Source organism: Paenibacillus sp. UNC451MF, assembly GCF_000686845.1.
Taxonomy (GTDB): Bacteria; Bacillota; Bacilli; order Paenibacillales; family NBRC-103111; genus Paenibacillus_S.
Window position 1 is genome coordinate 660,998 of sequence record NZ_JMLS01000001.1, and the last position, 12,658, is coordinate 673,655.

11 protein-coding genes are annotated in these 12,658 nt (G+C 46.1%); 8 read left to right on the top strand and 3 right to left on the bottom strand.

Annotated features, from left to right (window positions below):
- The first annotated feature begins 52 nt into the window (after nt 1-52).
- Complete coding sequence (locus BP97_RS35045) at nt 53-1,417, top strand: hypothetical protein (protein WP_051620304.1); 1,365 nt, start codon at nt 53-55, stop codon at nt 1,415-1,417.
- 60 nt (nt 1,418-1,477) lie between these two features.
- Nucleotides 1,478-2,200: a DsbA family oxidoreductase gene (locus tag BP97_RS0102915; protein WP_028547765.1), complete on the top strand. Its 723-nt coding sequence runs from the start codon at nt 1,478-1,480 to the stop codon at nt 2,198-2,200.
- Nucleotides 2,201-2,267: 67 nt separating this feature from the next.
- Here the strand turns inward: BP97_RS0102915 and BP97_RS0102920 are convergent, their stop codons facing one another.
- Nucleotides 2,268-3,017 carry a 3'-5' exonuclease gene (locus tag BP97_RS0102920; protein WP_028547766.1) on the bottom strand — a complete coding sequence of 250 codons (750 nt, stop codon included), beginning with the start codon at nt 3,015-3,017 and terminating at the stop codon, nt 2,268-2,270.
- A 213-nt stretch (nt 3,018-3,230) separates the two neighbouring features.
- On the opposite strand from BP97_RS0102920, the gene thrC reads away from it, so the two are divergent.
- Nucleotides 3,231-4,622 (top strand): threonine synthase, encoded by a 1,392-nt coding sequence (gene thrC, locus BP97_RS0102925; RefSeq protein ID WP_028547767.1) that lies wholly within the window; start codon nt 3,231-3,233, stop codon nt 4,620-4,622.
- 190 nt (nt 4,623-4,812) lie between these two features.
- On the opposite strand, the gene BP97_RS0102930 is transcribed toward thrC, so the two are convergent.
- Nucleotides 4,813-6,039 carry a CynX/NimT family MFS transporter gene (locus tag BP97_RS0102930; RefSeq protein WP_028547768.1) on the bottom strand — a complete coding sequence of 409 codons (1,227 nt, stop codon included), beginning with the start codon at nt 6,037-6,039 and terminating at the stop codon, nt 4,813-4,815.
- A 120-nt stretch (nt 6,040-6,159) separates the two neighbouring features.
- Here BP97_RS0102930 and BP97_RS0102935 point away from each other — a divergent pair, with 120 nt between their 5' ends.
- Nucleotides 6,160-6,738, top strand: a complete 579-nt coding sequence (locus BP97_RS0102935; RefSeq protein WP_051620305.1) for a helix-turn-helix domain-containing protein — start codon at nt 6,160-6,162, stop codon at nt 6,736-6,738.
- Nucleotides 6,739-6,753: 15 nt separating this feature from the next.
- Here the strand turns inward: BP97_RS0102935 and BP97_RS0102940 are convergent, their stop codons facing one another.
- Nucleotides 6,754-8,016: a TolB family protein gene (locus BP97_RS0102940; RefSeq protein ID WP_036745336.1), complete on the bottom strand. Its 1,263-nt coding sequence runs from the start codon at nt 8,014-8,016 to the stop codon at nt 6,754-6,756.
- Nucleotides 8,017-8,257: 241 nt separating this feature from the next.
- Here BP97_RS0102940 and BP97_RS0102945 point away from each other — a divergent pair, with 241 nt between their 5' ends.
- The 4 genes from BP97_RS0102945 to BP97_RS0102960 all read left to right on the top strand — a co-directional run bounded on the left by BP97_RS0102945 (nt 8,258) and on the right by BP97_RS0102960 (nt 12,584).
- Nucleotides 8,258-9,355 (top strand): mandelate racemase/muconate lactonizing enzyme family protein, encoded by a 1,098-nt coding sequence (locus BP97_RS0102945; protein ID WP_028547771.1) that lies wholly within the window; start codon nt 8,258-8,260, stop codon nt 9,353-9,355.
- Nucleotides 9,356-9,484: 129 nt separating this feature from the next.
- Complete coding sequence (locus tag BP97_RS0102950; RefSeq protein WP_028547772.1) at nt 9,485-10,810, top strand: ABC transporter substrate-binding protein; 1,326 nt, start codon at nt 9,485-9,487, stop codon at nt 10,808-10,810.
- A gap of 80 nt (nt 10,811-10,890) precedes the next feature.
- Nucleotides 10,891-11,772 carry a carbohydrate ABC transporter permease gene (locus tag BP97_RS0102955; protein WP_028547773.1) on the top strand — a complete coding sequence of 294 codons (882 nt, stop codon included), beginning with the start codon at nt 10,891-10,893 and terminating at the stop codon, nt 11,770-11,772.
- Nucleotides 11,769-12,584, top strand: coding sequence for a carbohydrate ABC transporter permease (locus BP97_RS0102960; RefSeq protein ID WP_028547774.1), 816 nt, complete (start codon nt 11,769-11,771; stop codon nt 12,582-12,584). Before BP97_RS0102955 ends, BP97_RS0102960 begins: the two co-directional genes overlap by 4 nt.
- Nucleotides 12,585-12,658 lie beyond the last annotated feature (74 nt).

Consider the following 12,658-nt stretch of genomic DNA (forward strand, 5'->3'; position numbering starts at 1 on the left):
AGTTATAGTTTGGCTTAATGACTTGGTCATTTAACTGACGGAGGAGCATTCTATGCAATTCAGTAATTCCGCGCCGCGGCACAAGGAATCCCATTCAGAACCTTTACCGTATAAAAAGCTGCTAACTTTTTTTATTCCATTAGGTGCTTCAGCCAGCTTGGTGATGATCTCTCACATTATTATTAACGGAACTTTGGCGAGAGCGGCTCATCCGGAGCTGCTAATAGCCAGTTACAGCATAGCTATGAGCTTGATGGATGTCATAGAGCGGCCGGCGGTACTGCTGCGCCAAACCTGCTCTGCCTTGGTTCGGGATCGAGTATCCTTCCGGGCGATGTCTCATATTGCGATGTATTTGCTGTTATGCAGCTTTCTGATAGGATCAGTTATCAGCTACACCCCACTGGGCGACTGGGTCTTTATGAAATTTTTCAGAGCGGACCGTGCGCAGCTGCCGGACATTGCAAACGTGTTCAAGCTGCTGAACTTTGTCATCCTTTTTTCAGGGATACGGTGCTTATATCATGGGATTATTATTTATAATCTACGGACCAAATGGTTGACGATAGGGATGGCTATTCGTTTGGTAGGAATGTTTCTAGCTGCAGCGTATTTTGTAGCATCGGATAAAGTGACAACAGCAGCAGTAGGGGCGCTTATTTTTCTAATAGGAATGGCTATTGAATGTGTCATTAGTGTTATAGAAGGGCGCTCCTTATTGAAGCGAACGATTCCGGAAAAGCTGGAGGGGCATCCGATTACGAGCAAAGGCCAAATTTTTAGATTTTATAGGCCTTTAATGTATTCTTCTTTCTTGGCGGTTATCATTGATCCTTCCATCAATGCGTTTCTTGGCCAAACCGGAAATATGGAGCTGGCGATCGCGTCTTTTGCCATTGCTTTGAACTTGGCTCATTTGATGCAAAGCTTCTTTTCATATATGCACCAAATCGTATTGAACTTTTATCAAATAAATGCCCAAAGAGTGTTTCGCTTCGCTCTATTGATGAGTCTGCTTCCCGCGGCACTAGTATCGGTATTAGCGTATACGCCAGCAGGTCCGTGGTTTTTGGAATATGTGATGGGACTTGAAGCTGGCAGCCCGCTGATGAAGGAGAGCTTAAGAGCGCTGCGTTTCTTTATGATTATGAACCTTGTATTTCCATGGTTGGACTATTGCCACGGAATCGTTATGCTCAGGGGGCAGACACGAATCATGGTTTGGTCTCAAGCTCTGAATGTAGTAGTGACTCTGCTTACACTATTCACTCTTGTTAAGCTCGTACCCGGTTGGAGTGGGTCTATTGGAGCACTGGCACAGTCGCTTGGGCTAACGGGAGAAATCCTCATCGTGCTGTGCATTTTGCGCTTCACAGGCAATGCCAGGCTCGGGCCGCCTTTCGGCCGTTCGTTGTAGATCAAGGTGTAAAGCTATATAATAAGCATGACTAGATTCAAGACATGGGAGGGATTCTCGATGAAAGTGGAAATTTGGTCGGATATTATGTGTCCGTTCTGTTATATTGGCAAAAGACGTTTTGAAGCCGGGCTGGAGCAGTTCGCCCATAAAGAAGAAGTGGAAATCGTATACCGTAGCTTTGAGCTATCTCCAGACTCGCCTAAGGATTCAGCGAACAACGTTCATGAGATGTTGGCTTCCAAATATGGGATGAGTGTTGAGCAAGCGAAGGCGATGAATGCGGATGTTGGGAAACAAGCTGAGGCGGTAGGTCTCGATTTTCAATTCGATACGATGGTGTTGACGAATACCTTCGATGCACATCGATTAATTCAGTTCGCCTCTCAGCAAGGTAAAGGGAAAGAAGTCGCAGAAATGCTGTTCAAGGCTTACTTCACTGATTCCAGTCACGTAGGTGATCATGAGACATTAATCGAGATTGCGGAGCAAGCCGGGCTTTCCCGTGAAGAAACGGCAGCGATGCTGGCAGGTAACCAGTACTCAGAGGAAGTTCGCGCGGATGAAGAAGAGGCTCGACAGCTTGGTGTTAATGGAGTGCCATTCTACGTCATTAACCGTAAGTATGGCGTTTCGGGTGCTCAGCCGAGCGAAGCATTTCTCCAAGTTTTACAAAAGGTGTGGGACGAAGAAAAGCCGCTTCAAATCATACAAGGCGATGCAGGGCAGGCCTGCAGTGATGGGGTATGCAGTACAGGTAATCTGAACCCTGACAGCAAGTAAAGTAGCCCGTAAAATGGCAAAACCGTCCTTCATCAGGACGGTTTTTGTCGTAGGAGCGATATTCGGTTTAAGCAAGCTGTTTTCTTACTTTTCTGCCATACTTGGCTTGGGAAAATTTCGTGAACAGCTCTTTGACCATTTCGACTTCCTCAGGCTTCAACTTCATAACTTCAATATACTTTCGTGTCTTGCTATCTCTGACGAACTGATTCCACGTCAGTATTTGTTCCTTTTCCAACGCGCTGTCCAAAGAAAGAGTAATCCATTTTTTTATTCCACCGGTACATAGCTTAAACTGATTCGGTACAAAATAATCCGTAGATGTAACAGCCTCTGGCTTCAATCGCAGCAATTGAGCTGCATTCAAAGCGTCATCCAATGCGGAATGATGCTGTCCGATAGGCTCAAGATGATGATTCGCCAATGCTTGCTGCAATCCGCCTTCGAAATGCTGGGTCACATCCAGAAGATTAACAAGCCAAGCATCACTCAGCTGATTCACTTTGCAGTCGAGGAACAAGTGAAAAAAGTCGCCTCCACCCCACGCCAGCATGGTATACTCCTCACCGCAAAATTCTTTAAAGGCTTGTACAACTTCAGCAAAGCGTTTGCTCTGCTGCAGCGTTTCTTTAGATATACCGCAAAATTGCAGGGCAAATCTATTAATATAAAAATTAGGATTAATATAGCTTTGGAACGTATCGATGACCTCCATCTGCTCATTCAGCTTGACGGCTCCGATCTCGATAATTTCCATGGGATAAATATCGTAATGCTTTCTTCCATTGAATTCGAGGTCGATCACGATATAATTCATACTTTCACCCCCTGGTACAAGCATACCACGTTTGGGGACTATTTTTGTAATGTTTTTCGTTACCAGCCTCCTCTAAACGCGGTCTTAACTATGCGAAAGGACACCGATTGACGTTTTTCTCACAAACCTTTCGTACTTTAACGCATTTCTTGTTCATAAAGAGACGAGTTTTTGATATAATAAAGTGAATTTTCGTACGCGAAGGGGATTAGTATGGACTATATTAGCACGCGAGGAAAAGTTGAGAAATGTGGATTCATCGATGCATTTTTGATGGGACTTGCCAATGATGGCGGTCTGGTAATTCCAAGTGAAATTCCGGTTATAACGGAGCAGAAGCTGAAGGAATGGGAGAGCCTGTCCTATCAGGATCTGATGCTTGAAATATTCTCTTATTTTACGAACGACGAGATTCCTTATGAGGATTTGAAGAAGCTGGTTTATGACAGCTATGCTACCTTCAGGGATGAGAACGTTACGCCAATTAAAAATATCAACGACTCACTGTATGTGCTGGAGCTGTTCCATGGGCCGACCTTCGCATTTAAAGATGTCGCGCTTCAGTTCATGGGCAACCTGTACTCCTATGTAGCAACCAAGAGAAATGAAATTATCAATATTCTTGGAGCTACGTCGGGTGATACTGGTGCCGCAGCCATTCAGGGTGTAAGAGGTAAGGAAGGCATTCGGATCTGCATCCTTCACCCTCATCAAAAGGTGAGTAAGGTTCAAGAGCTTCAAATGACTACCGTACAAGATGATAACGTGTTGAATTTGTCTGTAAAAGGCAACTTTGACGATTGCCAGCAGTTCATCAAGGAATTGTTCGCTGACGTGGAGTTTAAGCACAAATATCATTTGCGCGCTATCAATTCCATTAACTTTGTTCGTATTTTGTCGCAAACCGTATATTACTTCTATGCTTATTTCCAAATCGCCAAAACAAAACCGGTGAGCAAAGTTAACTTTAGCGTTCCTACAGGAAACTTCGGTAACATTTTCTCCGGCTATTTGGCTAAACAAATGGGTCTGCCGATCGGCAAGCTGATCCTGGCTACGAACGAGAACAATATTTTGGAGCGTTTCGTTAAGGAAGGCGTTTATATGCCTGGAGACTTCCATAGCACATACAGCCCGTCGATGGATATTCAAATCGCCAGCAATTTCGAACGCTATTTATACTACTTAACCAATAAAAATTCGGAGAAGGTTGCTTCCATCATGAACCAATTCCGTTCCGATGGTAAAATTGAGATCGGATCTGAGGATCTTCAAAAAGTACAATCGGATTTTGAAGCCAAAGGGGTTCAAGGTAAAGATTGCTTACAAACGATCGATAAGTATTACAAAGAATACAGCTACTTGTTCGATCCGCACACGGCTTGCGGCGTTTCCGCTTATGAGTCCTGCAGCGGTGATGATGAAGTCTGCGTCGTATTCGCAACGGCTCATCCGGCTAAGTTCAATGAGTCGATCGCACTGGTCGACATCGAGCAATCCTATCCTGCTGAGATTCAGCAGCTGTTCGATAAGACCCAGTATCAGACGGTTATTGATAATGAGAAACAGCAGCTGGTTAAGCAGCTGGAAGCTTTCTTCGCATAAATAGTAAAAAAATAAAGACAGCGGATTTCGCTGTCTTTATTTTTTTACTGTCCAACTATCTAATCTCGCAACTTCAAAATTACATGATTGTAATTCTCTTCACTATTATTGCAATTAGGGATTCTCCACTCAAGGAGGGAAGCTGTTATCTTCATAAGAGATGTCATCTTTTTGTATTACGCGGCTAATATCAACGCTTAGACGTTGTTTCTACATAAGCGTTGCGGCCAGCACCGACTCCAAAAATAAGGTACAGTGCGGTGGCGACGATAAGGACCAGCAATGGAGCGGTCCACGCACCGGTCAGGTCATGCAGCCAACCAATCAAGATCGGTCCGATTGCAGCTAGAAGGTAACCCAAGGATTGGGCCATTCCTGACAATACGGCCGCTTGTGCAGGGTTGGACGAGCGAAGAGCAAAGAACGCAAGGGCAAGGCTTATGCTTCCTCCTTGTCCAATACCGATCAGGACAATCCAGAGCGGCGCAATGGATGGGGAGCTGGTGAACAACAGGCCCGCATAACCTAACAGTGCTGAGGTAGCGCTGAAGGCAACCAATCCACGCTGGCTTGAACGTCGGCCGGCCAGCAGCGGCATAATGAAGGATGCAGGCAGGCTGACAGCCTGCATAAGGGATAGCATCCATCCTGCGCTTGTAATACTCATGCCTCTGTCATGCAGGATGGCGGGCAGCCAAGCAATCGTGACATAGAACGCAAGGGACTGCAAACCCATGAACAACGTGACCTGCCAAGCGAGAGGGGAGCGCCACATACTTCCTGAAGCGGGCTGAGAGCTGGGACCAGTATTTTGTTTTTTGACAGAACGCAGCTGCGGCAGCCATACAATGATACCAACGGCTGAGAGAACTGCCCAGCAGCCGAGTGATCCGCGCCAGCCAAGACCTAGTCCGTTAGCCAAAGGGACGCTAATTCCTGAAGCAAGGGCGGCCCAAGTGCTCATCGACATTGAATATAACCCGGTCATCAGACCGACTTTTCCCGCGAAGTCGCGTTTGATAAGGCTTGGAAGCAATACATTGCCTATGGCAATGGCTGCGCCTAGTATCGCCGTACCGGCAAACAAAGTCGCAACAGAAGGAATAGACCGTAAGATAATACCAAAGGTTAAGGCGAGCAAGCTTGCAAATAGCGTCGTTTCCGTGCCCATACGCCGAGCCATAGCCGGTGCTAATGGGGATAGCAGGGCAAAGGCGACTAGCGGAAGTGCAGTCAATAAGCTGGCCAGCACATTGGACAAACCTGTATCTGCCCGGATAGCTGAAGTCAAAGGACCAACTACAGTAATCGAAGCACGCAGATTGGAGGCGACCAGTAAGACTCCTAACATTAACAGCAGACTGCCGCTTCGTGATGCTCCAACTGAGTGTGACTGTAAGGTTGTATTAGTGCTCATGTGTTAAAGTCTCCTTCTCCAAGCAAAAAATAAGTGGATGAAACATTGCTTGTAATAGTAAACTATAATATACTTAGATTATAAAAAAGTAAACTATAATTTATTGGAGTGTGAAATATTTTGGATTTTTCAAAAGATATCGAGCCGCAAGATATGATGGAGATGGTCCGCAGAATCGGCCAACAGTTCAGATATATGCGCAAGGAGCAAAAGCTGAGTCTTGATGACCTCGCGGATCGAACAGGCGTTAGCAAGCTGACGCTGGGGAAAATAGAGCGGGGAGAAACGAATCCAAGCTTAGCCGTAATTTGGAGAATTGCGGATGGCTTATCTATTCCGATGTCTTCCTTGTTTGAGACGGAGAAGGTTATCCAATTATCACGCACAGGTGAAGGAATTTATTTTACGGACGGACCTTGGCGGGTGGAGCCGATTTTTGCCCGTTCCTCTAATGGAAACGTGGACAGCTACCGTGCTTTTTTGCAGCCGCATAGCACGTATTCATCGGAGTACCATCCTACCAGCGTCATGGAGACGGCGACCGTCATGTCAGGCTCCGTCCGTATCATGGTGTGCGATAAACCGTACGAGCTTCAATTGCATGATTCGATCCGCTTTCGCGGCGATTATGGCCATTCCTATGTGAACCATTCCGATTCAGAGACTATCCTTCATATTTCGCTTGAGCGTTATGTATGAGACAATCCGCACATTCTATCCAGCCTCATACCAACTGAGAACCTCTCCCCAATCCCATTGCTCATAGTAATTGGAGCCCATATCCAATGACTGGATCCATGTATTAGCCTCAGATCCGTCCGTTTGCCCGAGCATGACATAAGCCTTCGTTCTATCGGAGCGAATCCAGCCAAGCTTGTTAGAGGCTTTGAGATAAGAAGGGGCATAGTCGCCAAAGCTTTTCGGAGGCGTTGTTATTGGATGCTGAATCGGGTTCTGGAGTGTCACGCGAACCAATATTGGTAAAGGGCGCTCCGCTGCATCACTAGACCATTTGCTCTCCGTGGTGCGTGAGACGGTAATTGTGTCGTCATTAAGCCAAGTAAAGTTACCGTCAGCGTAGCCTTCAGGAGTTAAGGAAGGTGAACGAAGTGCAGGCAGCTCCTTGACCTTCAAATGCTTATTTTCCAGGGCCATTCTTCCTCCGCCTTGAATGTAGGCTAAACGGGTTTTTACGGGAGCCCATTGGAACCAGCTGGAATTCGCGAGCATTTCATCCAGTGGGATGAATTTTTTGCCGTTGGAAGAAAGCAGGCACAGCATATCGCTGTCTGCCGACCAGGAGGCTGTTGGATGAACGACGAAAGCGATCCATTTACGGTCAGATGACCATTTAAATATGGTTGTACCGATCGATAACACCATAATATCCCCTTTGGTAAGCTCCGACGGAATCGTAAAAAAATGCTTAATTTTCTTGTCATCGAGTTTTGCATCTACAGGAATTTTATACAGCATGGGGTTGGTCCAGCCATCCGGCAGACGAGCCGCAGTAGAAGAAGCCAAAAAGCCGGTTCCATCCGGAAACCAGGAGTAATTGTTTACACCCAAGGCTACATTCTCAAAACGCTTTTCGGTCATATGCTCGGCGTCCGTAATATTCAAGACGGATTCGTCTTGAAACGCCAAAAGGTTGGCGGTAGGCGACCACTGCAGATTCGTACCGCTGCCGCCATACACTTGCTCATGACGCTCGGTATCCGAGTTGTAGAGCCAAACCTCGTGGCTTTGTTGTCCCGTCGCTTTCATATAAGCGATCCAATGTCCGTCATGTGACCATCTCGGATGGGATGCCCCGCCGTCCTTGGTCAATTGCTTCTCTACCTCGCCTTCTTTTACCCATAAATTGCCGCCTCGTATAAAAGCCGCCTTCACTGGAGTGTCGGGAGATGCTTCAGCAATCGTATAAAAACTGGAAAAGCTCATCATTATGATACAGATGAACGTTAAAACCCTCATGAAGTACCCCTTTCTTTTCCGATGATTTGGATTCCTTGCTTAATTTGCTCTTTCAGCAGTCGGTTCATTCAGACATCATTAACGAGCGAAAGGTAAAAAAAACGTAGTTAAACCTTTAATTATTATCATATAAACGGGTATCCGCCCAGGAGTATAATGAACCTGAACCCGATACAACGAGACGGAAGGCACTTTCTACGGCTGAAGCTGCCGCCCGAATTTATCGACAGGAGAGTAAACAATGAAAATTATTAAGGTAGAAAGCTTCATTCTTCATGTACCGTTGAATCCTCCGATCACCGACGCGATTAATGCTCCTACGCATTGGGGACTGCCGGGAGTCAGGATTTATACGGACGAAGGGTTTATCGGTTACGGCTATACAGGAACCTGCGCTTATGGTGATGAGCTGATTACCGAAACGATTGACAGGTATTATGCGCCACTGCTGCTAGGCAAAGATCCGTATATGGTTAAGGAAATATGGGATGAACTGCGTTATGGCAAAATGCATTGGATTGGTCGGGCGGGTGTTGTGCACATGGCTTTGGCCGCGGTGGATATCGCACTGTGGGACATTATGTCCAAAGCGGCTAACAGGCCGTTGTGGCAGTATCTCGGGGGGCACAAGTCCAAGCAAATCAAAGCTTATAACACTAACGGAGGTTGGTTGAATTGGTCCAAGGAGCGCCTTCTTAAAGATATAACATCCTTTATAGAAGAAGGCTTTACCGGTGTCAAAATGAAGATTGGCAAACCGGACCCTCGTGAGGACTATGAACGTGTCAAAGCGGTGAGGAAGGCTATCGGCGATGATATTATTCTAATGGTCGATGTAAATCAGATGTGGAACATTACAACCGCAATGACTTGGGGCAAGAAGCTGGAGGAGTTTGATTTATTCTGGCTTGAAGAGCCGTTGAATCCGGACGATGTTATGAATCATAAGAAGCTGGCCGATGAACTCAATGTGCCTATTGCTCTAGGAGAGCATGTGTACCATAAATATGCTTTTCGTGACTACATTCATAATGGAGCGGTGGAATACGTTCAAGTGGATACGACGAGGGTCGGGGGCATTACCGAATGGCTGCAGGTTGCCGGGCTGGCGGCTGCATACGATCTGCCGATCGTTCCCCACGTAGGGGATATGGGGCAAATTCATCAGCACTTGGTTGCCGCTACGTCAAATGCTATTATGCTGGAATATATCCCTTGGATTCGGGATATTTTCATTGAACCGGCAACCGTCAAAGACGGATATTATGTGCTTCCGGAAATGCCAGGAGCTTCAACAGAAGTTATACCCGAGTATTTTGATAAATATAGAGTGAAATAATCGAGGGTTTTTCTTGGGTATAGTAAAAAAATGAGCTATAATTCTAAAATTATTACCATATCAACGAACATTGTCATTAGATACAATAAAACGGAAGAAACAGACAAGCATGGAAGGGGACAATGCACGATGTTCAAACTTTCTAAGAAAAGTTATTCTGCTTTGCTGCTAACACTACTCGTAGGCGTAACATCAGCCTGTGGGCAAAGCTCGGATGCCAACTCCACTAAGACGGATGGAGCTCAAGCGGGCAAGCCTTTTGCAGGTAAAAAAGTAACCGTTTTCGCAATGAACCATCCGTGGAGCGATACGATCAAGGCATCCGTACAGCAATTTGAATCAACAACAGGAATGAAAGTCGATTTCCAAGTGCTCGGTGAAGAACAGCTGCAGCAGAAGCTTGCTGTCCAATTAACAACGAACTCAGAAAACCCTGATGTGTTCATGTATCGTCCTTATATGGACAAAATTTTGTTCCATAAAAACGGGTGGATTGCACCCCTTAACGATTATGTCAATAAAGATGCAAGCTACGACTTCGGCGATTTTGCCAAATCATCTATAGAAGCGACAACGATTGAAGGTAAAATCGAATCGGTCCCGGTATTCACGGATCAATTCGTGCTTTATTATCGCAAGGACGTATTGGAAAAGAACGGGATTGCCGTCCCGAAAACGCTGGATGAGCTTACGGCAGCCGCAAAGAAGCTGCATGATCCCGGCAAGGACTTCTATGGATTTGTTGGTCGCGGACAAAGAAATGCGCTTGTCACCGCCGTTTCCTCCTTTGTATTTTCCCAGGGAGGAGATTTCATGAAGGGTGATAAAGCGGCTGTCAACACGCCGGAAGCGATCAAAGGCTTTCAAACCTATGCAAGTTTGATTAAAGACTATGGGCCTCAGGGCGTCTTGAACATGTCATGGCCTCAAGCCTCGGCAATCTTTGCTCAAGGTAAAGCAGCATTCTATGCTGAAACCGCTTCCGTTTATAAAAATACGACGGACCCGGAAAAATCGCTTGTTAGCGATAAAGTCGGTTTTGCCAAATTCCCGTCGGGTGATGCAGGCTCCAAACCGTACAATATTACGGCTTGGTCTCTTGGAATTAACGCCAAATCAGCTAACAAAGACGCGGCATGGGAGTTTATCAAATGGGCGACCAACAAGGACAATGTTCTGAAGACTCAGAGAGCAGGAGCTCCAGGAGCGCGTTCCTCGCTATGGACCCAGAAAGAGGGCGTCGAAACCTATCCGGCAGATCTGGCTGCAGCTATACAAGAAACAATGAAAATCGGTGTAGGGCACAACGTACCTGAAGTCATCTCCGTAGGCGAGGCGCGCGACGCAGTAGGCAGTATAGTGGTTAAAGCTGTACTGGGAGAAAATATTAAGGCTGCCGCCGATCAAGCCAACGCAGAATTCCAGACGATTATCGATAAAGACAAGACCAAATAAAATCAACAACACTGCCGATGGTCAGCTCAGGCCGATATGGCTTGGGTTGACCGAACACATCAAGGAAAGGGTCGGTTGTTATGCAATACGGATGGTTAGACCGTAACATCAAATGGATCTTTATATTGCCGGCCGCGTTGTTTATATTGCTCATCATCGCGTTCCCGCTTGCCTATACGGTGCGGATCAGCTTTTACGAGTGGAGCATGTCGGCAATAGCGCCCCCGAAATGGGTCGGTTTAGATAACTACGCCGCACTGCTGAAGGACGAACGGTTCTGGGGATCCGTCTGGCGGACGTTTTATTTCACCATCCCTGCCATTGTATTAGAAACCGTGCTTGGGGTGCTAATAGCCGTCCTGTTCTCCCGAAAGTTTGTCGGAGCAAAGTGGGTCAAAACCTTTTTAATGCTGCCGATGGTTGCGACACCTGTAGCGATTGGTCTTATCTGGCTGCTCATCTATGAGCCATCCATAGGGCTTGCCAATCAAATATTGAAGGGAATCGGGCTGAAGCCTTTGGCATGGCTGGGCTCCGTTGACCAAGTGCTTCCTTCTCTTATTATTATAGACGTATGGGAATGGACGCCAATGATTGCCCTCATAGTCATAGCGGGTCTGACTACGCTCCCTTCCGATCCATATGAATCGGCTGATGTCGACGGAGCGACCAGCTTTCAGAAATTCATTCATATTACGCTTCCTCTGCTTCGTCCTACGATTATGGTAGCTGTCGTCCTAAGAATGATCGATTTGCTCAAAACATTCGATACGATCTATTCAACGACTCAAGGCGGCCCCAACTTTGCATCTGAAACTTTGAACGTGATGGTTTATACGCAAGCGTTCCAATACTTTAAGCTCGGGACGGCTTCATCTCTGCTCGTTCTTTTCTTCTCAATCATCATGATTATTATTATGGTGCTGATTGGAATTAGGAAGAAAGTGGGTGAGGCAGCTTGAAAACGAAGTATTGGCCGACAGCTTATCAGCTCGTACTTACCTTTATCGTTTTTATCGTCTTTACATTCCCGTTCATCTGGATGCTGATGGCTTCCTTTAAAACACAGGTACAGGTTCTATCGACCGATCATATTTTTATATTCAAACCAACCTTCAAAAACTATATTGACGTGTTCCGAGAGAACGATTACCTCAGATATTTGTTCAATAGCTTTTTAGTGGCTGTGGGCTCCACTATATTTTCTTTGATTCTCGGCTTGCCTGCGGCATACTCGATTGCCAAATACAGAATGCACAAGCTAGGTACCGTCATTCTGATTGCGAAAATGATACCAGGCATCACCTACCTGGTCCCTTGGTATATATTGTTCACAAAGCTTCATCTCATCGATACTTACACGGTTTTAATCTTGAGTCATATGGTTATCGGACTGCCCTTCATCATGTGGGTCATGATTCCTTTTTTTGAAGCGTTCCCTGTGGAAGTCGAGGAATCCTCTTGGATTGACGGCAGCTCAAAGATTCGTGCTTTTCTATCCATTGTGCTGCCCGTGTCCGTACCCGGCATCGTGACTTCGGCTCTGCTATCCTTCATTTTCTCGTGGAATAACTTTATGTTTTCTCTTATTCTTGCAGGGGAGAAGACGAAGACGCTTCCCATCGCGGTATTCAATTTCATTTCCGCTTCGAACATTAATTGGGGAGCCTTGATGGCAGCGGCGTGCATCATCACTTTGCCGGTTACGATCATGGCCTTATTCTCTCAAAAATATATCGTAAGCGGATTATCGGCCGGAGCCGTTAAAGGCTAAAGGTCATTTGTTGCCCGCTATACCCACAGTTCCTGTTTTGAGGTACACTCTCAATATATAAAACGCAGCTAGAT

Coding starts and splice junctions, on each gene's coding strand:
- BP97_RS35045 (WP_051620304.1), top strand. CDS start 53: ATGCAATTCAGTAATTCCGCGCCGCGGCACAAGGAATCCCATTCAGAA.
- BP97_RS0102915 (WP_028547765.1), top strand. CDS start 1,478: ATGAAAGTGGAAATTTGGTCGGATATTATGTGTCCGTTCTGTTATATT.
- BP97_RS0102920 (WP_028547766.1), bottom strand. CDS start 3,017: ATGAATTATATCGTGATCGACCTCGAATTCAATGGAAGAAAGCATTAC.
- thrC (WP_028547767.1), top strand. CDS start 3,231: ATGGACTATATTAGCACGCGAGGAAAAGTTGAGAAATGTGGATTCATC.
- BP97_RS0102930 (WP_028547768.1), bottom strand. CDS start 6,039: ATGAGCACTAATACAACCTTACAGTCACACTCAGTTGGAGCATCACGA.
- BP97_RS0102940 (WP_036745336.1), bottom strand. CDS start 8,016: ATGAGGGTTTTAACGTTCATCTGTATCATAATGATGAGCTTTTCCAGT.
- BP97_RS0102945 (WP_028547771.1), top strand. CDS start 8,258: ATGAAAATTATTAAGGTAGAAAGCTTCATTCTTCATGTACCGTTGAAT.
- BP97_RS0102950 (WP_028547772.1), top strand. CDS start 9,485: ATGTTCAAACTTTCTAAGAAAAGTTATTCTGCTTTGCTGCTAACACTA.
- BP97_RS0102955 (WP_028547773.1), top strand. CDS start 10,891: ATGCAATACGGATGGTTAGACCGTAACATCAAATGGATCTTTATATTG.